Below are 23,172 nucleotides of genomic sequence, written 5' to 3'. Positions count from 1 at the left end.
CGATGGATTACCGATGAAAACCAGGCTGTTCTCGTTCACCGCGCTTTCTCTCCTCGCTTCCGCCCCAACCCAGGCCGCACCGTCCGGTTCCTCGACCATCGTGCTCGGCGAGGTGCGTGTGGAGTCGAGCAGCGGCGGCAGTGGCAATGGCCCGGCGCTGCCGGTGGACAGCATCCTCACCTCGGTGGACGTGCTGGGCAGCGACCAGATCGAGGACAAGAACGTCATGAACAGCTGGGAGCTGCTGGGGCAACTGCCGGGCATCCAGCTGACGGAAACGCGCCAGGGCGCCGAGTCGGGCAAGGCCACGTTCCGGGCGTTCAATGGCGAGGGCTACATCAACGGGATCAAGGTGCTGATCGACGGCATCCCGAGCAACGTCAACAGCGGCAACCAGCGTTTCATCGACATGATCTTCCCGCTGGAGCTGGACTACATCGAAGTGGTCAAGGGCACCAACGACCCGCGCTACGGGCTGCACAACATCGGCGGCAACATCAACTTCGCCACCCGCCAGGGCGGCAACTACAACGACGGCCGCGTCACCTACGGCAGCTTCGATCACCGCGAGGCACAGATCGCCATCGGCCGCGAATCCGACAACTTCGCGCAGAACTACTTCTTCGCCAAACAGGACTCCAACGGCTTTCGCGATCACGACGAGTCGGACAAGTTTTCCCTGGGCGGCAAGTGGTTCTACACCAATGACCCCGGCAGCCTGAAGGCCGGCCTGATCGCCCGCGTGTACCACCACGAGGCCGACGAACCGGGGTTCATGACCGCCGCCGAGCTGAGCCGCAGCCGCACCCATTCCGACCCGAAGAACCGCAACGACGGCAGTGAGCGCGACATGAAGCAGATCAGCGCCCATGTCGACTACGCGCTGCAGGACAACCTCGTCCTCAGCAACAAGCTCTACTACAACCACTACGAAGACGACCGCAAGGTCACCTTCACCAGCTACGCCGCCGGCAGCGCGCCGCGCCAGCGCCGGCAGTGGGACGAAGTGCAGACCGGCTGGCTGAGCACCCTGACCTGGGAAGCCAACGAGTACCTGACGCTCGACGGCGGGGTGAACCTGGAGCACCAGGACAACGAGTACCGCCGTTTCCGCTATGCCTACAGCGTCCCGACCGACTTCAGCTCGCCGGTGCTGGTGCAGAACGACGATGACTACACCCTGAAGAACATCGGCGGCTATCTGCAGGCGGTCATCCAGCCCACCGAGTCGCTGAAGATCGTCCCGGCCATGCGCGTCGACAAGTTTTCCGGCCACACCGAACTGGTCGACGGCACCAAGGGCTCGCTGCAGGACTACGGCTGGATCCAGCAGCCCAAGCTCAGCGTCGTCTACACCATCAACCCGGACCTGAGCGTCTACGCCAACTGGGGCCGCACCTTCCAGGTGCTGACCGGCTCCACCGGGCCGGCCTACCTGACCCCGGGCCAGAACCGTTACGACCCGTCGATCAACACCGGCAAGGAAGTGGGCATCAAGTTCGCCCCGTTCGATGGTGCCGAGGCGCGCATCGCCGTCTGGCAGCAGGACGCCACCGACGAAGTGGCCAACATGCCGGCCACTGGCACCACGGTCGGGCTGGGCGAAACCAAGCGCCGCGGCGTCGACCTGCAGATCACCGCCCATGTGAACGACGAACTGACGGTCTGGGCCTCCCACGCCATCCAGGAGGCGAAGGTCGTCAGCGCCTACAGCGCCAGCGGGGAGTCGCTCAAAGGCAACGAAGTCTTCTCCACGCCGCGTTACATCAGCAACATCGGCGCCGACTACCAGCCGCACCACCAATGGCGCTTCGGCCTCCAGGCGCGCGCCCAGGACGACTACTACATCGAGTCCTCGAACAACCAGGGCAAGTACGGCAACTTCCTGGTGTTCGACGCCAACGTGAAGTACCAGCTCACCGACACCACCAGCGTCGACTTCCAGCTCAAGAACCTCACCGACGAAAAATACGAATACGTCTGGTACGACAACTTCTTCTGGGGCGGCGACGACCAGGCCATGTTCTCCCCGGCACCCGGCCGGACGGGCTATGTGTCGGTCAGCATGAAGCTGTAAGGGTCGGGCTCTTTTCGCCGTAACTCGCTGCGCCGTGTGCCCCTTGTAGGAGAGGCCTCGGCCTCGAGCTCAGCGGTCTGTGGCACGCGGTAATCTGTCGGCGAAGCGAAAATCGGAATGCCGCCCAGCCGCGGTTGCAGGGACGCGGAGCGTCCCGGATGCGTTCCCACGCAGAGCGTGGGAACGATCAGCAGCGGGGGCTCAGCGTCGCCAGCTTGCAGCCGCAATCGTGACCGGCCGCCGCGCATCGCGCCGTTCAAACAGGTACAGTGCCCCGATTTACGAGGCCGCCATGCCGATGAATCGCCTGTTGCCGGTATCGATGCTCGGTCTGGCCATGCTCCTGCTCGCGGGCTGCGAGGACGGTCCCAGCCCCGATGTGGACTGGTACGTCGCCAACCCCACGTCGCTGTCGAAGGCCCTGTATACCTGCCACCACAAACCCGCTCACATTTCCGAGCAGGCCTGCGTCAATGCCAAGGCCGCCCAGCTGAAGGCCACGACGATCAGGATCGAGGCGCTGAAGGCGCGGGACCGTGCAGCGGCCGAGCAGACGCCGGGCGACCAGCGAACCGTCGCCTGGTACAAGCAGCACAAATACGCCCTGCGGGACAAACTCGAACGGTGCCGCGAGAAAAACGAAGGCTGGGGCGAAGCGAACCAGCATTCCTGCCTGACGGCGATCCAGGCCGAGCGCCAGCTCTTCATCGAAGGCGGCACGATTTACTACCGATAAGTACCCAGAGACCACCCCGTAGGAGAGGCCTTGGCCTCGAGCTCGACGGTGTGTGGCGCGCCGTAATCTATCGCCGAAACGAACAGCTCGCGAGCAATCGGAATGCTGCCCAGCCGCTCCTGCAAGGGACGCGGAGCGTCCCGGGATGCATGCCCACGCGGAGCGTGGGAACGATCAGGGCCTGCACACCCTCACGCTGATGGCTCCCACGCTCCGCGTGATAGCCCACTCCCGCGACGCTCTGCGTCGCCAGCAGTAAGGCTGGCAGCTATCAATCCGGCGGATTCTCCGGGTCACCCTCATTCGAGCGGCTGCGGGGTTGTTCGCCCTGGATGCGTTTGTCCGGGCGCTCGTTCTTCGCCGGCGGCTCGTGGGTTGTAGGCTCTTGCGCCGGGTTCGTGCCCTTGGGGGTTGGCTGCTTGTTGGTGCTCATGACGCGCCTCGCATGAAAGTCGAGAGAGACGCTATATCGGACCCAGCGGTGCGGCGCCCCGTTCCATGAATCCCGTCGGCGGCCACCGTCAACGCAAGGTTTCATGCAGGCTGGAGGCGGCCACCCCAGCCCGGCAGAAGCTGTCTGAACTTCGCGCAAAGCACACGACTCTCTAACCAGGTCCCCTCGGTAACCGCATCGGCAAACGGCCGTGGTTCGGTGGAGCAGGGGCGGTGATGAACCCGACCCCCTGGAGAGGCCGCATGCAGAAGTGCCCAGACGCAACCGCGCAGACCGAATTTCCCATCACCCGCCGTAACCTGCTGGCCGCATCGGCCGTGCTGGGCCTTGGCCTGGGCGTGTCGCCGCTGATGGCGGCGGAGCCGTTCCCCCTGCGGCGCCTGCGGGTTCAGGTCAACGGCGAATCCTTCCATGTGATCGAGCAGGGGCGGGGGCCGGCGGTGCTGTTCTGCCATGGCTTCCCGGATACCGCCGAGACCTGGCGCCAGCAAATGCGAGCGCTGGCCGAGGCCGGCTACCGCGCCATCGCCCTGGACATGCGCGGTTACGGCGGCAGCTACGCCCCGGCCGACCCCACGCTCTACACCTCCCACCACATCGTCGGCGACCTGGTGGGCGTGCTCGATGCGCTCAATATCCAGTCCGCTGTGCTGGTCGGCCACGACTGGGGTGCAGACCACGCACAGCGGGCCATGCTCACGCGGCCCGACCGCTTCCGGGCACTGGTCAGCATCAGCATTCCCTACGCGCCGCGGGTGGACATCAACTACTGGGACGAACTGCGCAAGCAGGGCCTGGGGGAGCGCTACTACGCCTTCGACATGATGAAGCCGGACGCCGAAGCGCGCTTCGCCGACGCCAGCAAAACCATTCCGAGCGTGCTCTATTGGCTCTCGGCCAGCCCGCCACCGGAAGCACGCTGGAACCCCGCCGACCCCGACCTGAACATGCTGCGCCCAGCCCCCGTGACCGTGCCAAGCTGGGCAGATCCGGACTACGTGGCCCACACCATCCGCACCTTCGAGAAGACCGGCTTCCGCGGCGGGCTCAACTACTACCGCGCGCTACCGGCCACCTTCGACCTGACGCCCGCCTTCAAGAACGCCGTCATCACCCAGCCCTCCCTGTACATCTGGGGCGCCGCCGACGGCCTCTGCCAATTCTTCCACCCCACCACCCCGACCCTCGAAGAGCTGCGCCGCGTACAACCCGGCCTGGTCGGCCAGGTTCGCCTGGAAAACATCGGGCACTGGGTCCAGCACGAAGCCGCCGAGCGGGTTAATGCCGAGCTGATCAAGTTTCTGGCGGCGGTGAAGGCGGCGTAAGGGCTGGCGACCGTGGAAGGGACGCGGAGCGTCCCGGGATGCGTTCCCACGCGGAGCGTGGGAACGATCAAAAGCTGGAGCAGGTGGGCGTGCTTGAAACCGCAGGATGGCTCCCACGCTCCGCGTGGTAGCCCACTCCCGCGACGCTCCGCGTTGCCAGCGGTGAGCTGGGCGGACCGCTGAAGACGGAACGCCTTTTACGCAGAGCCTGTGAAGATCGTGCCTTGGCGGCACGCCCGTCAGGCCGGTGCGCAGGACGCCCCGCGCAGGAAGAAGCTTTCCAGCAGGGTGGCCATGCCGGCGCGGGCCACGCGGCCGCGGCGTTCGGCGTCGACCATGCCGAACAGGGTCGAGGCGAAGAGTTCGGTCATCACCGTGGCGCCGATGTCGATGCGGAACACGCCTTCGCGCTGCCCGCGCAGGAAGAAGTTGTCCAGGGCGTCGGAGTAGGGTTGCCAGCGGCCGCCGCTGGTGCACTCGTCGAGGCTGTCCGGGCTCCACTCGAAGGCGATGAAGGTCAGCAGTTCGCGATGGGCGAGGTGGTTGTCGATCAGGCTGTGCAGGGCCACCAGGGGCGGGGCGTGTTCCAGGTCGGCTTCGGCGATCAGCCGGTTCAACACGATGGAGCTGTGGTTGAGCAGCATTTCGATGAGGTTGTCCCGCGTACCGCAATAGCGGTTCAGGGTCGCCTTGCTCACGCCGGCGGCCTGGGCGATCTCCTTGAAGGTCCCCCGGGGTTTGTCGACGATGGCGACAGCCAGGGCCTTGAGCAGTTTTTCCTCGGAGGCAGGTAGGTCCATGTGACGGGTCTCATCGGGGCAGTGGGCAAAACGCCGCGCATTTTGCAGAAAAAGCCTAGTTTCCGAAAGGGAATGCGTAAATTTGTCCACAAATGTGTCATGTGAGTCAATATTGACTCATTTGCATATTTGCAAGGATCATGTGCGCCTTCGAAAAACTATGGGCAATGCCCGGGTGAATCATGAGTACCTTGCGTGAGTGGCGTATGTTGTCGGTTATCCCTGTGCTGGCCGCAGTGGTTCTTGCCGGTTGTGGCGCCGAGGAACAGGGATATGGCGCGCCGCCGCCACGCGAAGTGGACACCCTGACGATCAAGACCGAGCCCTTTACCGTGACCGCCGAATTGCCCGGGCGCATCGAGCCGGTTCGCGTGGCCGAGGTGCGCGCGCGGGTGGCGGGCATCGTGCTCAGCCGCAAGTTCGAGGAAGGCGCCGACGTGAAGGCCGGCGAGGTGCTGTTCCAGATCGACCCGGCGCCGTTCAAGGCCGCGCTGTCTCGCGCTCAGGGCGAACTGGCCCGGGCCGAGGCGCAGCTGTTCCAGGCCCAGGCGACGGTCAAGCGCTACGAGCCGCTGGTGAAGATCGATGCGGTCAGCCAGCAGGATTTCGACACGGCCCGCGCCGCGTTGCAGAGCGCCCAGGCGGACAAGCGTTCGGCCCAGGCCAACGTGGAAACCGCGCGCCTGGACCTCGGCTACGCCACGGTGCGCGCGCCCATCGCCGGGCGTATCGGCCGTGCCCAGGTGACCGAAGGGGCCCTGGTGGGGCAGGGCGAGACCACGCTGCTGGCGCGTATCCAGCAACTGGACCCGGTGTACGCCGACTTCACCCAGCCAGCCGCCGATGCCCTGCGTCTGCGCGCGGCGATCGCCGAAGGGCGCATGGGCGGCGTCGGTGAAGAGCCGCTGTCGCTGCGGGTCGATGGCACCGATATCGAGAGCCGCGGCACCCTGCTGTTCACTGATGTGGCGGTGGACCGCAGCACCGGGCAGATCGCCCTGCGTGGCCGCTTCGACAACCCGCAAGGGGTGTTGCTGCCGGGCATGTACGTGCGGGTCAGCACGCCGCTGGGCACTGACCAGGACGCCATCCTGGTGCCGCAGCGCGCGGTGAAACGCACCACCGATGGCCAGGCCCAGGTGCTGGTGCTCGGCGCCGAGAACGTGGTCGAGGCCCGCACGGTGAAGACCGGCGCAATGGACGGCTCGCGCTGGCAGATCACTGAAGGCCTGAAGGCCGGGGACCAGGTCATCGTCAGCTCGCTGGCGGCGGTCAACCCGGGCGACACGGTGGTGCCGCGCCAGCCTGAGTCCGTCGCGCAATCTACCCCGCAAACCCAGGCGCAGTAAGCGGCTTTCGAGGAAACGACATGTCCCTGTTTTTCATCAGGCGGCCCAACTTCGCGTGGGTGGTCGCGCTGTTCATCTCGATGGCCGGTTTGCTGGCCATCCCGTTCCTGCCGGTGGCGCAGTACCCAAACGTGGCGCCGCCCCAGGTCACTATTACCGCCACTTACCCGGGTGCTTCGGCCAAGGTGCTGACCGACTCGGTCACCAGCGTGATCGAGGAAGAACTCAACGGCGCGAAGAACCTGCTGTACTTCGAGTCCACCAGCAACGCCAACGGCATTGCCGAGATCACCGTGACCTTCCAGCCGGGCACCGACCCGGAACTGGCCCAGGTCGACGTGCAGAACCGCCTGAAGAAGGCCGAGGCGCGCATGCCGCAGGCGGTGCTCAACCTGGGTATCCAGACCGAGCAGGCCACTGCGGGCTTCCTGCTGGTGTACGCGCTGATCTACAAGGACGGTGGCAAGCACGACAACACCACGGCCCTGGCCGATTACGCCGCGCGCAACATCAACAACGAGATCCGCCGCGTACCCGGCGTCGGCAAGCTGCAGTTCTTCGCCGCCGAAGCCGCCATGCGCGTGTGGATCGACCCGCAGAAGCTGGTGGGCTACGGCCTGTCGATCGATGACGTGAACAACGCCATCCGTTCGCAGAACGTGCAGGTGCCTGCCGGTGCCTTCGGCAGCACGCCGGGGGCCAGCGAGCAGGAGCTGACCGCCACCCTGACGGTCAAGGGCACCCTGGACAACCCGGAAGAGTTCGCTGCCATCGTGCTGCGCGCCAATGAAGACGGCTCGCGCCTGACCCTGGGCGACGTGGCGCGCATCGAGGTGGGCAGCCAGGACTACAACTTCGGTTCGCGCCAGGACGGCAAGCCGGCCGTGGCTGCGGCCGTGCAGCTGTCGCCGGGGGCCAACGCCATCCGCACCGCCGAGGCGGTCAAGCAGCGCCTGGACGAGCTGTCGGTGAATTTCCCGGACAACGTCGAGTACTCGGTGCCGTACGACACCTCGCGCTTCGTCGACGTGGCCATCGACAAGGTGATCTACACCCTGGTCGAAGCCATGGTGCTGGTGTTCCTGGTGATGTTCCTGTTCCTGCAGAACGTGCGCTACACCCTGATCCCGTCGATCGTGGTGCCGGTGTGCCTGGCCGGTACGCTGACCTTCATGTACCTGCTGGGCTTCTCGGTGAACATGATGACCATGTTCGGCATGGTGCTGGCCATCGGCATCCTGGTGGACGACGCCATCGTGGTGGTGGAGAACGTCGAACGGATCATGGCCGAGGAGGGCCTGGCGCCGGTGCCCGCGACCATCAAGGCGATGGGGCAGGTGTCGGGCGCGATCATCGGCATCACCCTGGTGCTGTCGGCGGTGTTCCTGCCGCTGGCGTTCATGGCTGGCTCGGTGGGCGTGATCTACCAGCAGTTCTCGCTGTCGCTGGCGGTGTCGATCCTGTTCTCCGGGTTCCTGGCGCTGACCTTCACCCCGGCGCTGTGCGCCACGATTCTCAAGCCGATTCCCGAAGGGCACCACGAGAAGACCGGGTTCTTCGGCTGGTTCAACCGCCGCTTCACGGCGCTGACCGGCCGTTACACCAAGCTCAACAAGGTGCTGGTGCCGCGTGCCGGGCGCTTCATGTTCATCTACCTGGGCATCGTGATCCTGATGGGCTTCTTCTACCTGCGCCTGCCGGAATCCTTCGTGCCGGTGGAAGACCAGGGCTACATGATCGTCGACATCCAACTGCCACCGGGGGCCACCCGCGAGCGCACGTCGGCCACCGGCGAGGAACTGGAAGAATTCCTGATGTCCCGCGACGCCGTGGCCACCTCGTTCCTGGTGCTGGGCTTCAGCTTCTCCGGCATGGGCGAGAACGCGGCCATTGCCTTCCCGCTGCTCAAGGACTGGTCCGAGCGCAGTGACGAGCAATCGGCCGAGGCCGAGGCCGCGGCGGTCAACCAGCGCTTCGCCAACCTCGACGACGGCGCGATGATGGCGGTGCCGCCGCCACCAATCGAAGGCCTGGGCAACTCCGGTGGTTTCGCCCTGCGCCTGCAGGACCGCGCCAACCTGGGTCGCGAGGCCCTGCTGGCCGCCCGCGACGAAGTGCTGGGCAAGGTCAACGGTAACCCGCTGTTCCTCTACGGGATGATGGAAGGCCTGGCCGAAGCGCCGCAGTTGCGCCTGGCCATCGACCGGGAAAAGGCCCGCGCCCTGGGCGTGAGCTTCGAGTCGATCAGCAGTGCGCTGTCCACCGCCTTCGGTTCGTCGGTGATCAACGACTTCGCCAACGCCGGCCGCCAGCAACGCGTGGTGGTGCAGGCTGAGCAGGGCGAACGGATGACCCCGGAAAGCGTGCTGCGCCTGCACGTGCCCAACGTCTCCGGCGACCTGGTGCCGCTGAGCGCCTTCGTCACCACCAGCTGGGAAGAGGGTCCGGTGCAGATCGCCCGTTACAACGGCTACCCGTCGATCCGTATTTCCGGTGACGCGGCGCCGGGCGTGAGTACCGGCCAGGCCATGGCCGAGCTGGAGCGTATTGCCGCCGAGCTGCCGGAAGGCATCGGCTACGAGTGGACCGGCCTGTCCTATCAGGAACAGGTGGCCAGCGGTCAGGCGAGCATGCTGTTCGCCCTGGCCTTCGTGGTGGTGTTCCTGCTGCTGGTGGCGCTGTACGAGAGCTGGGCGATTCCGCTCGCGGTGATGCTGATCGTGCCGGTGGGTGCCCTGGGCGCCGTGCTGGCGGTGACCGCGGTGGGGCTGCCGAACGACGTGTACTTCAAGGTCGGCCTGATCACCATCATCGGCCTGGCGGCGAAGAACGCGATCCTCATCGTCGAGTTCGCCAAGGACCTGTGGGAGCAGGGGCACTCGCTGCGCGATGCCGCCATCGAGGCCGCGCGCCTGCGTTTCCGCCCGATCATCATGACCTCCATGGCCTTCATTCTCGGCGTGGTGCCGCTGGTGATCGCCACCGGGGCGGGGGCTGCCAGCCAGCGCGCCATCGGCACCGGGGTGATCGGCGGCATGCTCAGCGCCACGCTGCTCGGGGTGATCTTCGTGCCGCTGTTCTTCGTCTGGGTGCTGTCGCTGCTGCGCAGCAAACCCGCTTCGTCCCCATCACCCGACGGCCCGGCCGTTCGGACCGAGGAGCACGCCTGATGCCGTCTTCCCTGATCGTGCGGCCCGCGCTGCTGGCGCTGGCCGTGACCCTGGCCGGCTGCTCCCTGGCGCCCAGCTACCAGCGCCCCGAGGCGCCGGTGGCCAACGCCTGGAATGCACCGGTCGAAGCCACCTCCAGCACGGCAGCCGATGCCCTGGACTGGCAGACCTTCATCGTCGACCCCGAGCTGCGCCGCGTGGTGCAGGCCTCGCTGGACAACAACCGCAACCTGCGCCAGGCGCTGCTGGACATCGAAGCCGCCCGCGCCCAGTACCGGGTGCAGCGTGCCGACCGCCTGCCGTCGCTGAACGCCACGGCCAATGGCAATCGCCAGCGCCTGCCGGCGGACCTGTCCAACACTGGCCGTTCGGAGGTGGTCAGCACCTACCAGGTCGGCCTTGGCCTGACCGAATACGAGCTGGACCTGTTCGGCCGGGTGCGCAACCTGTCCGAGTCGGCGCTGGAAACTTACCTGGCCACCGCCGAGGCAACCCGTGCGACGCAGATCAGCCTGATCGCCGAGGTGATCCAGGCCTACCTGACCCGCGACGGCGCGCTGCGGCGCCTGGCGCTGGTGGAGCAGACCCTGGAGACCCGCCAGGACTCGCTGGAGCTGATCGTCCGCCGCCGCGAGGTCGGCACCGCCACCGCCCTGGATTACCAGGAGGCCCTGGGCCTGGCCGAGCAGGCCAAGGCCGAGCGCGAAAGCACTGAACGCCAGCTGCGCCAGGCGGAGAACGCCCTGGTGCTGCTGATCGGCACCGCCGATGCCCAGCAGTACCTGCCGGCCAAGCCGCGGGACACGCTGCTGGTGCTGCAGGACATCGCCCCGGGCACGCCGTCGGCGCTGATCGAGCGACGCCCGGACATCCTCGCCAGTGAGCACCGTCTCAGGGCGCGCAACGCCGACATCGGCGCGGCCCGGGCGGCGTTCTTCCCGCGGGTGTCGCTGACCGGTTCGGTGGGCAGCTCCAGCTCGGAGCTGTCCGGCCTGTTCGACGGCGGTTCGCGTTCGTGGAGCTTTGCGCCGACGCTGTCGCTGCCGATCTTCGCGGGCGGCCGCAACCGCGCCAACCTGGACCTGGCCGAAGTGCGCAAGGACGCGGCCATCGCCTCCTATGAGGGCACCATCCAGGGCGCCTTCCGCGAAGTCGCCGATGCCCTGGCCGCCACCGACACCCTGCGCCGCGAAGAAGCGGCGCGGCTGGCGCTTGCCAACTCCAGTGACGCGGCCATGGCTCTGGCCAAGGCGCGCTACGAAGGCGGGGTAGACGACCACCTGCGTTACCTGGACGCCCAGCGCAGCAACTTCAACGACCAGGCCACGCTGATCCAGATCAGCACCGACCGCCAGGTCGCCCTGGCCGACCTGTTCCGTGCCCTGGGCGGCGGCTGGTCGCGGGACGACCTGGCCCAGGTGCAGCGATAACGAAACCCCGTAGGGTGGATCCCGCTTCACCGATCCACCATGGGGAGGCGTGGTGATCTCATGGTGGATGTGAAGAGCGACATCCACCCTACGATCGCTTCGTAGGGTGGGTCACGCTTCATCGACCCGCCATGGCGGTTGCCGGCGGTCGGCCGCGACAGCCGGTAGCAGGGCTGGCGGCCCGCTGTCGTTGACGCCCGGACGTGCAAACCTCTACCCTGCGCGCCTTGCAACAGGTGCCCCCTCGCGGGGTGAAACTGGGAAGTCGGTGCCCTGGCCTCTGCGCCAGCCATTCCGACGCTGCCCCCGCAACGGTAGACGAGTCGAACCAGCGCTATTCGCCACTGTGCCCCGGCATGGGAAGGTGCGCCTGGCGGCGGTCCTATGTACGTAGGCGCCACTCGTGAGCCCGGAGACCGGCCTGCTGTACCACGGCATTGCGGAGGGCGTTGCCGGCGCACGGGGTTGCCCCGGCGCTGCCGTCCCCGCTGCCTTTCTCTGTCTATGTCGCACGGGTGAGAGCGACGGAGCCACACGGGATGACGACATCTGTTCTGGCGCCTGCAGCGATCGTGCTGCGCGGCGTTGCGTGCTTTTCTCAGGGTCAGGCTGCGGGCCGCCACCGGTGCGTCCGGTCGCGGGCGCTTTGCCGTGCCCGCACGCCCAGGCGGTTGCGCTCCCGGCATGTCGAGGTGAAAGCATGACTGAATCAAGCGAACGCGACGCACGGCACAAGGCGCGGATGGCGCGCAAGAAAGCCCTGATCGACGAAAAAATTGCCCAGGCCCAGGACGAATACGGCCTGCTGCTGGTGCACAGCGGCAACGGCAAGGGCAAGAGCAGCTCGGCCTTCGGCATGGTGGCCCGGGCCCTGGGCCACGGCTACAAGGTCGGGGTGGTGCAGTTCATCAAGGGCGCGGCCAGCACAGGCGAGGAAACCTTCTTCCGCCGTTTCCCCGACGAGGTCAGCTACCACGTCATGGGCGAAGGCTTCACCTGGGAGACCCAGGACCGCCAGCGTGACATCCAGAAGGCCCGCGAAGCCTGGGCCGTGGCGCGCGCGCTGCTGAACGACCCGGCCATCGGCCTGATCGTGCTGGACGAACTGAACATCGCCCTCAAGCACGGCTACCTGGAACTGGACGAGGTGCTCGCCGATATCGAGGCTCGGCCGATGCTGCAGCATGTGGTGGTGACCGGGCGTGGTGCGCTGCCAGGGATGATCGAGGCCGCCGACACGGTGACCGAGATGAGCCTGGTCAAGCACGCGTTCAAGGCCGGGGTGAAGGCGCAGAAGGGCGTGGAGTACTGATGCAGGACAGACAGTGCCCGGCGATGCTGATCGCCGCACCGGCCTCCGGCCAGGGCAAGACCACCGTCACCGCCGCGCTGGCGCGCCTGCATCGGCGCCAGGGCAAGCGCGTGCGCATCTTCAAGTGCGGGCCGGACTTTCTCGACCCGATGATCCTCTCCCGGGTCAGCGGCGCGCCGGTGTACCAGCTGGATTTGTGGATGGTGGGCGAGGAGGAGAGCCGTCGCCTGCTGTGGGAAGCGGCGGGCGACGCCGACCTGATCCTGATCGAAGGGGTCATGGGCCTGTTCGACGGCTCGCCCTCGGCTGCCGACCTGGCGAAGCGCTTCGGCGTGCCGGTGATGGCAGTGATCGATGGCTCGGCCATGGCCCAGACCTTCGGCGCCCTGGCCCATGGCCTGGCGACCTTCCAGCCGGACCTGCCGTTCGCCGGGGTGTTCGGCAACCGCACCGGCAGCCCGCGCCACGGCGAGATCCTGCGCGATGCGCTGCCGCCGTCGATCCGCTGGTTCGGCGCCTTGCCGCGCAGCACTGCGGTGGAGCTGCCGAGCCGCCACCTGGGCCTGGTGCAGGCCGATGAATTGTTCGACCTCGATGCCCGCCTGGACGCGGCGGCCGATGCACTGGCTGTCAGCACCGATGGCGAGCTGCCGCCGCCGGTGACCTTCGCCGCGCCAGCGCCGCGCGACATAACCTCGGTGCTCGAGGGCGTGCGCATCGGCGTGGCCCGCGACAGCGCCTTCGCCTTTCTGTACCAGGCCAACCTCGACCTGCTTCGCAGCCTGGGCGCCGAGCTGGTGTTCTTCTCGCCGTTGAGCGATACGCAACTGCCTGAGGTAGACAGCCTGTACCTGCCCGGCGGCTACCCGGAGCTGCACCTGGCGCGGCTGGAGGAAAACCAGGCCATGGCCCAGGCGATCCGCGATCACCATGCCGCCGGCAAACCGATCCACGCCGAATGCGGCGGCATGCTCTACCTGCTGGATCGGCTGACCGACAAGCAGGGCAACAGCGGGCGCATGCTCGGCCTGGTGAGCGGCGAGGCGGTGATGCAGCCGCGCATGCAGGCCCTGGCGCTGCAGGACGTCGCGCTGCCGGAAGGGCAACTGCGCGGCCATACCTTCCATTATTCGGCTCTGGAATCCACCTTGGAGCCGCTGGCCCGCGGCGTGTGCCCGAGCTACAAGCGCACCGCCGAGGCGGTGTACCGCATCGGCCGCCTGACCGCGTCGTACATCCACTTCTATATGCCATCCAACCCGCAGGTCACGGCTGCGCTGTTCCTGCCGAGTGCCCATTCATGAGTGACGCCCACGCCTTCAGCGAAGCCGAGCGCGCCGCCGTCTACCGGGCTATTGCCGAGCGCCGCGACATGCGCCATTTCGCTGGTGGCAGCGTGGCCCCGGAGCTGCTGGCGCGCCTGCTGGAAGCGGCGCACCAGGCGCCCAGCGTTGGCCTGATGCAGCCGTGGCGTTTCATCCGCATCACCCAGGCGCCGTTGCGCGAGGCGATCCACGAACTGGTGGAGGAGGAGCGCGTGCGCACTGCCGAAGCCCTGGGCGAGCGCAGCGACGAATTCATGCGCCTCAAGGTGCAGGGCATCCGCGAATGCGCGGAGCTGCTGGTGGTGGGGCTGATGGAGGGGCGCGAGGCCCATGTCTTCGGGCGACGCACCCTGCCGGAAATGGATATGGCGTCCTTGGCCTGCGCCATTCAGAATCTCTGGCTGGCCGCCCGCGCCGAAGGCCTTGGCATGGGCTGGGTCTCGTTGTTCGAGCCCCAGGCCCTGGTCGATCTGCTGGGCATGCCCGCTGGCAGCAAGCCGCTGGCGGTGCTGTGCCTGGGCCCGGTGGAGGCGTTTTACGAGGCGCCGATGCTGGCGCAGGAAGGCTGGGCCGAGGTGCGGCCGTTGAATGAATTGCTGTTTCAGGACCAATGGGGAACCCGGACGCCATGAGCGACCCGCAACCAATCGCGTGCCCACCCGCCGTCATCCCTGAGGCCCGGCCATGAGCCTGGTGGTCAGTGCCGTGGCGGGTGTGGCGCTGGATGCCGCCCTGGGCGAGCCCAAGGGCTGGCACCCGTTGGTGGCCTTCGGGCGGTTGGCCGAGCGCCTCGAACAACGCTTCAACCCGGCTGGGGGCGGCTGGCGCAGCCACGGGGTCAGCGCCTGGTGCCTGGCGGTGCTGCCACTGACGTTGCTGGCGGCGCTGCTGGTGCAGCTGCCGGGTATCGGCTGGGCGGTGGAAATCCTCGCCCTGTACGCGGCCCTGGGCCTGAAAAGCCTGGGCGAGCACGCACAGCCGGTGGCCCAGGCCTTGCGCCTCGGCGACTTGCCCCTGGCTCGCCGGCGGGTCGGCTACATGGTCAGCCGCAACACCACCGCGCTGGATGCCACTGGCGTGGCCCGTGCCGGCACCGAGTCGGTGCTGGAGAACGGCTCGGACGCCGTGTTCGCCGCGCTGTTCTGGTTCCTCGTGGCCGGTGCGCCGGGCGTGGTGCTGTATCGCCTGAGCAACACCCTGGACGCCATGTGGGGCTACCGCAACGAACGCTTCGAACGCTTCGGCTGGGCGGCGGCGAAGATCGACGACGTGCTCAATTACATCCCCGCGCGGCTGGTGGCCCTGACCTATGCCGTGCTCGGCCGCCCGTGGCGCGCGCTGGTGTGCTGGCGACGCCAGGCCCCGCAATGGGACAGCCCCAATGCCGGGCCGGTGATGGCCGCTGGCGCCGGCGCCCTGGGCGTCAGCCTGGGCGGCGCGGCGGAGTACCACGGCGAGGTGCATGAGCGCCCGAGCCTGGGCGAAGGACCGCAGCCCCGGGCGCGGGATATCGAACGTGCCATGAACCTGGTCAACGGCGGCGTGCTGCTGTGGCTGGTGCTGATGATCGCCCTGGAGGTGCTGCGTGCTTGAACACGGTGGCCGCCTGCGGGCGGCGGCGCAGCGCCACGGCATTCCCCTGGCCGACTGGCTGGACCTGTCCACCGGTATCGCCCCCTACGGCTGGCCGCTGCCGGCCATCGAACCTGACGCCTGGCACCGCCTGCCGGAGCTGAACGACGGCCTGGAAGAGGCCGCCCGTGCCTACTACAACGCACCGGCCCTGTTGCCGGTGGCGGGTTCCCAGGCAGCGATCCAGGCCCTGCCGCGGCTGCGCCACGGCGCCACCATCGGCATCGTCTCGCCGGCCTATGCCGAGCACGCTGCCGCCTGGCAGCGCGAAGGCCACCGGGTGATGCCGATCAGCGAGGCAGGCGTGCACCGCGCCCTGGATCGTTTGGACGTGCTGCTCCTGATCAACCCCAACAACCCCACCGGCCGGCGCATCGATGAAGGGCAGTTGCTCGCCTGGCACGCACGCCTGGCGGAGCGGGGCGGCTGGCTGGTGGTGGACGAAGCCTTCATCGACTGCACGCCGAACCTGAGCATGGCACCGTTCACCCAGCTGCCGGGGCTGATCGTGCTGCGTTCGTTCGGCAAATTTTTCGGCATGGCCGGGATTCGCCTGGGCTTCATGATCGCCCAGCAGGCCCTGCTCGATCAGGTGGCAGAGCAGCTCGGCCCCTGGGCCGTGAGCGGGCCGGCGCGCGCGGTGGCCAAGGTGCTGCTGCAGGACCACGCCGGGCACCTGGCGCAACGCGAACGGCTGAACGCCGACGGCGAACGCCTGGCCGCGCTGCTCACCGCCCTGGGCTGGACGCCTACCGGTGGCTGCGCGCTGTTCCAGTGGGTGATCAGCGAACAGGCCGCCGCGCTGCACGAATTCCTTGCCAGCCAGGGCATCCTCATCCGCCTGTTCGACGCGCCGGCCAGTGTGCGTTTCGGCCTGCCCGCCGACGAAGCCGGCTGGTCGCGCCTGGAGCAGGCCCTGCAGGCCTTCGCCAAGGAGCACGCATGAGCGTCACCCTGATGGTGCAGGGCACCACCTCCGACGCCGGCAAAAGCACCCTGGTGACCGGGCTGTGCCGCTGGCTCAAGCGCCAGGGCGTCAGCGTGGTGCCGTTCAAGCCGCAGAACATGGCGCTGAACAGCGCGGTGACCGCCGACGGTGGCGAGATCGGCCGCGCCCAGGCGGTGCAGGCCCAGGCGGCCGGCCTGGCGCCGCACACCGACATGAACCCGGTGCTGCTCAAGCCCAACAGCGACACCGGCGCCCAGGTGATCATTCACGGCCGCGCCCAGTGCACGCTCAATGCCGTCGCCTACCACGACTACAAGAAGGTCGCCATGCAAGCAGTGCTGGCCTCCCACCAGCGCCTGCGCGAGGCCTACCCGGTGGTCATGGTGGAGGGCGCCGGCTCCCCGGCGGAAATCAACCTGCGCGCCGGCGACATCGCCAACATGGGCTTTGCCGAGGCGGTGGACTGCCCGGTGATCCTGATCGCCGACATCAACAAGGGCGGCGTGTTCGCCCACCTGGTCGGCACCCTGGAACTGCTCAGCCCGTCGGAGCAGGCGCGGATCAAAGGCTTCGTCATCAACCGTTTTCGTGGCGATATCGCGCTCCTGCAGCCGGGCCTCGACTGGCTGGAGCAGCGCACCGGCAAGCCAGTGCTTGGCGTGTTGCCGTACCTGATGGATTTTCACCTCGAAGCCGAAGACGCCATCGACACCCGCCAGGCGGCCAAGGCCGATGAAGTGATCCGGGTCGTGGTGCCGGTGCTGCCGCGCATCAGCAACCACACCGACTTCGACCCGCTGCGCCTGCATCCCCAGGTGGAACTGACCTTCGTCGGTCCCGGCCAGGCGATTCCGCCGGCGGACCTGATCATCCTGCCCGGCTCCAAGAGCGTGCGTGCCGACCTGGCGTTCCTGCGCAGCCAGGGCTGGGAAGCGGCGATCCACAAGCACCTGCGCTATGGCGGCAAGCTGCTGGGTATCTGTGGCGGCCTGCAGATGCTCGGCAACACCATCGCCGACCCCCATGGCCTGGAAGGCGCCGCCGGCGACAGCCCTGGCTTCGGCCTGCTGGCCTTCGACACGGTGCTGGAGCGGGAAAAACAACTGCGCCAGGTGCAGGGCACGCTGAGCCTGGAAGGCGCGGCCGTGAGCGGCTACGAGATCCATGCCGGCGTCAGCAGCGGCCCGGCGCTGGACAACGCCGCCGTGCACCTTGACGACGGCCGCCGCGACGGCGCGCTGAGTGCCGACGGCCAGGTGCTCGGCACCTACCTGCACGGCCTGTTCGAATCCGGCGAGGCGTGCGGCGCGCTGCTGCGCTGGGCCGGCCTGCGCGATGTCCAGACCGTGGACTACCATGCCCTGCGCGAACGCGACATCGAACGCCTGGCCGACCTGGTCGACCGGCACCTGGATACCCGGGCCCTCAAGCATTTGTGTGGCCTGACTCTGTAGGAGCGGCCTTGGCCGCGAGCTTCAGCGGTCGCCGAACTGGAGAAGAGCTCGCGGGCAAGCCCGCTCCTACGGGGTGGCGGCTGGATTCGTAGGGTGGATGTCGCTTTTTACATCCACCGTTGCATCGCCACGGTGGATCGGTAAAGCGTGATCCACCCTACAGGCTGGGCGACGTGGTTCTGTAGGAGCGGCCTTGGCCGCGAGCTTTGGCGGTCGCCGAACTGGAGAAGGGCTCGCGGGCAAGCCCGCTCCTACGGGGTGGCGTTGAATACGTAGGGTGGATGCCGCTGTTTACATCCACCGTTGCATCGCCACGGTGGATCGGTGTGTTTGGCCTGTGTTGCCGGACGCCTGCTCAATTGACTGAGAGATGGACATGCATGAATTGATTCTCGGCGGCGCCCGCTCCGGCAAGAGCCGTCTGGCCGAGCGGCGGGCTGCCGAGTCGGGGCTGGCGGTGACCTACATCGCCACCAGCCAGCCGCTGGACGGCGAAATGAGCGCGCGCGTTCGCCTGCACCGCGAGCGCCGCCCGGCGCACTGGGCCCTGGTGGAAGAACCGCTGGAGTTGGCCCGGGTGCTGCGCGAGCACGCGGTGGCGGACCGTTGCCTGCTGGTCGATTGCCTGACGCTGTGGGTGACCAACCTGCTGATGCTGGAGGACGACGCCCGCTTGCAGGCCGAGCGCGATGCATTGTTGGCCGTGCTGGCTGACCTGCCGGGGCGCATCATCCTGGTCAGCAATGAAACCGGGCTGGGGGTGGTGCCGATGGGCGAACTGACCCGCCGGTATGTCGATGAAGCCGGCTGGTTGCACCAGGCGGTGGCCGAGCGCTGCCAGCGCGTGGTGTTCACGGTGGCGGGGCTGCCGATGCTGTTGAAGGGGGAAGCATGATACATCTGCAATGGTGGCAGGAACCCTGCCAGCCGCTGGATCACGTGGCGCGCAGCAAGGCGCTGGCGCGTCAGCAGCAGTTGACCAAGCCGGCGGGTTCGCTCGGCCAGCTGGAGCACTTGGCGGTGCACCTGGCGGCGCTGCAGGGCCGCGAGCGCCCCAGCGTGACCCAGCTGTGGATCGCCATCTTCGCCGGCGACCACGGGGTGGTGGCCGAGGGCGTGTCGGCCTACCCGCAGGAAGTGACCGGGCAGATGCTGCGCAACTTCGTCACCGGCGGCGCGGCGATCAGCGTCATGGCCCGGCAACTGGACGCGGCCCTGGAGGTGGTGGACCTGGGCACCGCCGTGCCCCTGGAAGCGCTGCCGGGCGTGCGCCACCTGCATGTCGGCGCGGGCACCCAGAATTTCCGGCGTGGCCCGGCAATGACCCAGGCCCAGGTGCTGATCGCCCTGGAAGCCGGCCGCGACAGTGTGCAGCGTGCGCGACAGGCTGGCACCGAACTGTTCATCGGCGGCGAAATGGGCATCGGCAATACCACCTCGGCCACGGCCCTGGCCTGTTGCCTGCTGGATTGCCCGGTGGTGGACCTGGTGGGCCCCGGCACCGGGCTGGACAGCGCGGGCGTCGCCCACAAGCGCGAGGTGATCGAGGCGGCCCTGGCGCTGCACGGCCCCGATATCCAGGCGCCCATCGATGCCCTGGTGCGCCTGGGCGGCTTCGAGGTCGCGGCGCTGGTCGGCGCCTACCTGGCCTGTGCCCAGCGCGGCCTGCCGGCCCTGGTCGATGGCTTTATCTGCAGCGTCGCGGCGCTGCTCGCGGTGCGCCTGAACCCCGCTTGCCGGGAGTGGCTGATCTTCGCCCATGCCGGTGCCGAGCCGGGTCACCAGCGGGTGCTGGATGCGATGCAGGCCGAGCCGCTGCTGGCCCTGGGCCTGCGCCTGGGCGAGGGCAGTGGGGCGGCCCTGGCGGTTCCGCTGTTGCAGCTGGCTTGCCACTTGCACAACGATATGGCGACCTTCGCCGAAGCTGCCGTCGCCGAGCGCCCGGCATGATCCTGCACCTGGAGCTGCTGCGTCACGGTGAGACCGCGCTCGGCGGCGGCTTGCGCGGCAGCCTGGATGACGCCCTGACCGAAACCGGCTGGGCGCAGTTGCGCGCGGCGACGGTCGAAGGCGGGCCCTGGGATCGCCTGGTCAGCTCGCCGCTGCAACGCTGTGCGCGCTTCGCCGAAGAACTGGCTCAACAGCACGGTCTGCCGCTGAGCCTGGAGCCCGATCTGCAGGAGCTGCATTTCGGTGAGTGGGAAGGGCGCAGCGCTGCCGAGCTGATGCAGCATGATGCCGACGCCCTCGGGCAGTTCTGGCGCGAGCCTTACGTTTTCACTCCACCGGGTGGCGAGCCGTTGCTGGCGTTCGAGGCGCGGGTGCTGGGAGCGTTGCAACGCCTTCACCAGCAACACGCCGGCGAGCGATTGCTGCTGGTGACCCACGGCGGGGTGATGCGCCTGCTGCTGGCCCGCGCCCGGGGCTTGCCGCGCAATGACCTGCTGCAGGTCAACGTGGGGTATGCCGACCGCTTCCGCCTGCACCTGGACGCCACCGGTGGCCTGCAGGAACAGCCATGATCCCGCTGCTGATCGCCGTACAGTTCCTCACCCGCCTGCCGGTCAGCCTGCCGGGCATGCCGACGCCTGAGCAGGTCGGCCGTTCGCTGCTCTGGTACCCGCTGGTGGGTGTGCTGATCGGGGTGTTGCTGCTGGGCGCGCAGTGGCTGCTGGCCGATGCGCCGCTGCTGTTGCAGGCCGCGTTGCTTCTGGCGCTGTGGGTCGGGCTCAGCGGCGGTCTGCACCTGGATGGCCTGGCCGACAGCGCCGACGCCTGGGTCGGGGGCTTCGGCGACAAGGAACGCACCCTGACGATCATGAAAGACCCGCGCAGCGGGCCGATCGCGGTGGTGGTGCTGGTGCTCCTGCTGCTGCTCAAGTTCGCTGCCCTGGTCGCGGTGCTGGAGGCCGGCCACGGTGCCTGGCTGCTGCTGGTGCCCTGGCTGGCCCGTGGTGCGCTGCCGCTGTTGTTCCTCACCACGCCCTACGTGCGTGCCGGTGGCCTGGGGCAGGCCCTGGCCGAGCACCTGCCGCGCCGGCAACTGCCCTGGATTCTGGCCGCCCATGGCGCGGTGATGCTGCTGTTCGGCACGGCCGCGTTGCTGGCCCTGGCGGTGGCTGCCGGGCTGTTTTTCTGGCTGCGGCGGCTGATGGTGCAGCGCCTGGGCGGCACGACCGGCGACACCGCCGGCGCACTGCTCGAACTGCTCGAATGCGCCGTACTGGTGGCCCTGGCGCTCTGATTCCACACCCTGGTTTTCCCTGGTCGGGTGATTTTCACCTTGCCAATCACTTAATGCGGGTATATACACGTATCCATGTTGCCGACTCTCTGCCTCTGTACCAAGTTGCGCCGTGCCAGCCGCGGTGTCAGCAAATTCTATGACGACGCCCTGGCCGATGTCGGGCTGTCGGTCGCCCAGTATTCCCTGCTGAAGAACCTGCAGCGCCTGCAGCAGCCCAGCATCACCAGCCTGGCGGACGCCGTGGGGCTGGAGCGCAGCACCCTGGGCCGCAACCTGCGGGTGCTCGAAGGCAAGGGCCTGGTGCTGCTCGAAGGCGGGGAGGACCAGCGCAACCGCCTGGTGCACCTTACCGAACAGGGACGGGCCTGCCTGGAGCAGGCACTGGCCGCCTGGGAGCAGGCGCAGGAGCGGCTGGCGGCGCGCATCGGTCCGGAGCAGAAGGCGGCGCTGATGGCGGTACTCGATCAACTGGAAACACTCGACTGACGGGCCTGGCCCGCAGGGGAACTGATATGAGCGATGTGTGGCGCAAGAGTAAGTGGATTCTCCTCGGTGGCTCGCTGATCCTGGCCCTGTCCCTGGGGGTGCGCCACGGGTTCGGGCTGTTCCTGCCGCCCATGAGCGCCGAATTCGGCTGGGGCCGTGAGGTGTTCGCCTTCGCCATCGCCCTGCAGAACCTGATCTGGGGCCTGACCCAGCCGTTCACCGGGGCGGTGGCGGACCGCTTTGGCGCCAAACGCACCATCGTCGTCGGCGGCCTGCTGTACGCCGCCGGCCTGCTGCTGATGGGCATGGCGGACTCCGCGCTGTCGCTGTCGCTGAGTGCCGGGGTGCTGATCGGTATCGGCCTGTCCGGCACCTCGTTCTCGGTGATCCTTGGCGTGGTCGGCCGTGCCGTGCCGCCGGAGAACCGCAGCATGGCCATGGGCATCGCGGCGGCGGCCGGCTCGTTCGGCCAGTTCGCCATGTTGCCGGGCACCCTGGGCCTGCTCAGCTGGCTGGGCTGGTCGGCGGCGCTGATGGTGCTGGGCATGCTGGTGGCGATGATCGTGCCGCTGGCGAAAATGATCAAAGACGTGCCGATCCCGGTGGCGGCCCACGAGCAGACCCTGCGTGAAGCGCTGCGCGAGGCCTGCGGTCATTCCGGCTTCTGGCTGCTGGCCCTGGGCTTCTTCGTCTGCGGCTTCCAGGTGGTGTTCATCGGCGTGCACCTGCCGGCCTACCTGGTGGACCAGCACCTGCCGGCGCTGGTCGGCACCACGGTGCTGGCGCTGGTGGGCCTGTTCAATATCTTCGGCACCTACATCGCCGGCTGGCTCGGCGGGCGGATGTCCAAGCCGCGCCTGCTGTCGGCGCTGTACCTGGCGCGGGCGGTGGTGATCGTCGCGTTCGTGCTGACCCCGTTGTCGGTGTGGACCGCCTACGCCTTCGGCGTGGCCATGGGGCTGCTGTGGCTGTCCACGGTGCCGCTGACCAATGGCACGGTGGCGACCCTGTTCGGCGTGCGCAACCTGTCGATGCTTGGCGGTATCGTGTTCCTGTTCCACCAGTTGGGCTCGTTCCTCGGCGGCTGGCTGGGCGGTTACGTCTATGACCACACCGGCAGCTACGACCTGGTGTGGCAGATCGCGGTGGTGCTGAGCCTGCTGGCGGCGGCGCTGAACTGGCCGGTGCGCGAGGTGCCGGTGGCGCGCCTGCAAGGGGCGGCGGCATGACAGCCCGCCGCTGGCTGATCGTGGCGGCGGTGCTCGGCGCCGCCGTGCTGCTGGGGGCCATTGCCTGGGCCTGGCGCCACGGTGGCCTGGCGGTGCTGCAGCTGGGCCTGGGTGTGTGCTGATACCGGGTGCGAATTACCGGTCGTGGATTGCCGAAGGCGGTCCTTCCGCGTAGCGTGCACGGTATCGATTACCCG

21 protein-coding genes and 1 riboswitch are annotated in these 23,172 nt (G+C 67.9%); of the genes, 19 read left to right on the top strand and 2 right to left on the bottom strand.

Going from position 1 to position 23,172, the window contains the following annotated elements; translation table 11 throughout:
* Positions 1-13: 13 nt before the first annotated feature.
* Both N5C28_RS10000 and N5C28_RS09995 read left to right on the top strand, forming a co-directional pair.
* On the top strand, positions 14-2,077 hold the full coding sequence (locus tag N5C28_RS10000) for a TonB-dependent receptor (protein ID WP_279821975.1): 2,064 nt from the start codon (positions 14-16) through the stop codon (positions 2,075-2,077).
* Between the two features lie 292 nt (positions 2,078-2,369).
* On the top strand, positions 2,370-2,813 hold the full coding sequence (locus tag N5C28_RS09995; RefSeq protein ID WP_279821973.1) for an EexN family lipoprotein: 444 nt from the start codon (positions 2,370-2,372) through the stop codon (positions 2,811-2,813).
* Between the two features lie 271 nt (positions 2,814-3,084).
* On the opposite strand, the gene N5C28_RS09990 is transcribed toward N5C28_RS09995, so the two are convergent.
* Positions 3,085-3,246 (bottom strand): hypothetical protein, encoded by a 162-nt coding sequence (locus tag N5C28_RS09990; protein WP_279821971.1) that lies wholly within the window; start codon positions 3,244-3,246, stop codon positions 3,085-3,087.
* Between the two features lie 263 nt (positions 3,247-3,509).
* On the opposite strand from N5C28_RS09990, the gene N5C28_RS09985 reads away from it, so the two are divergent.
* A complete protein-coding gene (locus tag N5C28_RS09985) occupies positions 3,510-4,592 on the top strand; it encodes an alpha/beta hydrolase (RefSeq protein ID WP_279821970.1) in 1,083 nt (360 codons plus the stop codon).
* Positions 4,593-4,831: 239 nt separating this feature from the next.
* Here the strand turns inward: N5C28_RS09985 and N5C28_RS09980 are convergent, their stop codons facing one another.
* Positions 4,832-5,392, bottom strand: coding sequence for a TetR/AcrR family transcriptional regulator (locus tag N5C28_RS09980; protein WP_279821968.1), 561 nt, complete (start codon positions 5,390-5,392; stop codon positions 4,832-4,834).
* 182 nt (positions 5,393-5,574) lie between these two features.
* Between N5C28_RS09980 and N5C28_RS09975 the strand changes: the two genes are divergently transcribed.
* The 16 genes from N5C28_RS09975 to N5C28_RS09900 all read left to right on the top strand — a co-directional run bounded on the left by N5C28_RS09975 (position 5,575) and on the right by N5C28_RS09900 (position 23,097).
* Positions 5,575-6,741, top strand: a complete 1,167-nt coding sequence (locus tag N5C28_RS09975; RefSeq protein WP_279821966.1) for a MexC family multidrug efflux RND transporter periplasmic adaptor subunit — start codon at positions 5,575-5,577, stop codon at positions 6,739-6,741.
* 20 nt (positions 6,742-6,761) lie between these two features.
* On the top strand, positions 6,762-9,911 hold the full coding sequence (locus tag N5C28_RS09970) for an efflux RND transporter permease subunit (protein WP_279821965.1): 3,150 nt from the start codon (positions 6,762-6,764) through the stop codon (positions 9,909-9,911).
* Positions 9,911-11,341, top strand: coding sequence for an efflux transporter outer membrane subunit (locus N5C28_RS09965; RefSeq protein WP_279821964.1), 1,431 nt, complete (start codon positions 9,911-9,913; stop codon positions 11,339-11,341). The genes N5C28_RS09970 and N5C28_RS09965 overlap by 1 nt, the downstream gene beginning before the upstream one ends.
* Positions 11,342-11,558: 217 nt before the next feature.
* Positions 11,559-11,781, top strand: a riboswitch (cobalamin riboswitch).
* 260 nt (positions 11,782-12,041) lie between these two features.
* Entirely contained in the window at positions 12,042-12,653 is a 612-nt protein-coding gene (cobO, locus tag N5C28_RS09960) for a cob(I)yrinic acid a,c-diamide adenosyltransferase (protein WP_279821962.1), read from the top strand.
* The gene (locus N5C28_RS09955) at positions 12,653-13,957 is read left to right on the top strand and encodes a cobyrinate a,c-diamide synthase (RefSeq protein ID WP_279821960.1); all 1,305 of its coding nucleotides are present in this window, start codon (positions 12,653-12,655) and stop codon (positions 13,955-13,957) included. Before cobO ends, N5C28_RS09955 begins: the two co-directional genes overlap by 1 nt.
* Entirely contained in the window at positions 13,954-14,610 is a 657-nt protein-coding gene (gene bluB, locus N5C28_RS09950; RefSeq protein WP_279821959.1) for a 5,6-dimethylbenzimidazole synthase, read from the top strand. Before N5C28_RS09955 ends, bluB begins: the two co-directional genes overlap by 4 nt.
* Before the next feature lie 52 nt (positions 14,611-14,662).
* Positions 14,663-15,571 carry an adenosylcobinamide-phosphate synthase CbiB gene (gene cbiB, locus N5C28_RS09945; RefSeq protein WP_279821957.1) on the top strand — a complete coding sequence of 303 codons (909 nt, stop codon included), beginning with the start codon at positions 14,663-14,665 and terminating at the stop codon, positions 15,569-15,571.
* A complete protein-coding gene (gene cobD / locus N5C28_RS09940; protein WP_279821956.1) occupies positions 15,564-16,556 on the top strand; it encodes a threonine-phosphate decarboxylase CobD in 993 nt (330 codons plus the stop codon). The genes cbiB and cobD overlap by 8 nt, the downstream gene beginning before the upstream one ends.
* Positions 16,553-18,013, top strand: a complete 1,461-nt coding sequence (locus N5C28_RS09935; RefSeq protein WP_279821955.1) for a cobyric acid synthase — start codon at positions 16,553-16,555, stop codon at positions 18,011-18,013. Before cobD ends, N5C28_RS09935 begins: the two co-directional genes overlap by 4 nt.
* A gap of 376 nt (positions 18,014-18,389) precedes the next feature.
* On the top strand, positions 18,390-18,908 hold the full coding sequence (gene cobU, locus N5C28_RS09930) for a bifunctional adenosylcobinamide kinase/adenosylcobinamide-phosphate guanylyltransferase (RefSeq protein WP_279821954.1): 519 nt from the start codon (positions 18,390-18,392) through the stop codon (positions 18,906-18,908).
* Entirely contained in the window at positions 18,908-19,963 is a 1,056-nt protein-coding gene (gene cobT, locus N5C28_RS09925) for a nicotinate-nucleotide--dimethylbenzimidazole phosphoribosyltransferase (protein ID WP_279822253.1), read from the top strand. The genes cobU and cobT overlap by 1 nt, the downstream gene beginning before the upstream one ends.
* Positions 19,960-20,535: an alpha-ribazole phosphatase family protein gene (gene cobC, locus N5C28_RS09920; RefSeq protein ID WP_279821953.1), complete on the top strand. Its 576-nt coding sequence runs from the start codon at positions 19,960-19,962 to the stop codon at positions 20,533-20,535. The genes cobT and cobC overlap by 4 nt, the downstream gene beginning before the upstream one ends.
* Positions 20,532-21,257 (top strand): adenosylcobinamide-GDP ribazoletransferase, encoded by a 726-nt coding sequence (locus tag N5C28_RS09915; RefSeq protein ID WP_279821952.1) that lies wholly within the window; start codon positions 20,532-20,534, stop codon positions 21,255-21,257. Before cobC ends, N5C28_RS09915 begins: the two co-directional genes overlap by 4 nt.
* 75 nt (positions 21,258-21,332) lie before the next feature.
* Entirely contained in the window at positions 21,333-21,746 is a 414-nt protein-coding gene (locus N5C28_RS09910; RefSeq protein WP_279821951.1) for a MarR family transcriptional regulator, read from the top strand.
* Between the two features lie 35 nt (positions 21,747-21,781).
* Positions 21,782-22,975, top strand: a complete 1,194-nt coding sequence (locus tag N5C28_RS09905) for an MFS transporter (RefSeq protein WP_279822252.1) — start codon at positions 21,782-21,784, stop codon at positions 22,973-22,975.
* A complete protein-coding gene (locus N5C28_RS09900) occupies positions 22,972-23,097 on the top strand; it encodes a hypothetical protein (protein ID WP_279821950.1) in 126 nt (41 codons plus the stop codon). Before N5C28_RS09905 ends, N5C28_RS09900 begins: the two co-directional genes overlap by 4 nt.
* Positions 23,098-23,172 lie beyond the last annotated feature (75 nt).

Origin of the sequence: Pseudomonas sp. GD03944 (genome assembly GCF_029839275.1) — a bacterium.
In the GTDB taxonomy this organism is placed as follows: domain Bacteria; phylum Pseudomonadota; class Gammaproteobacteria; order Pseudomonadales; family Pseudomonadaceae; genus Aquipseudomonas.
This window is presented reverse-complemented; position numbering and strand designations above follow the sequence as displayed.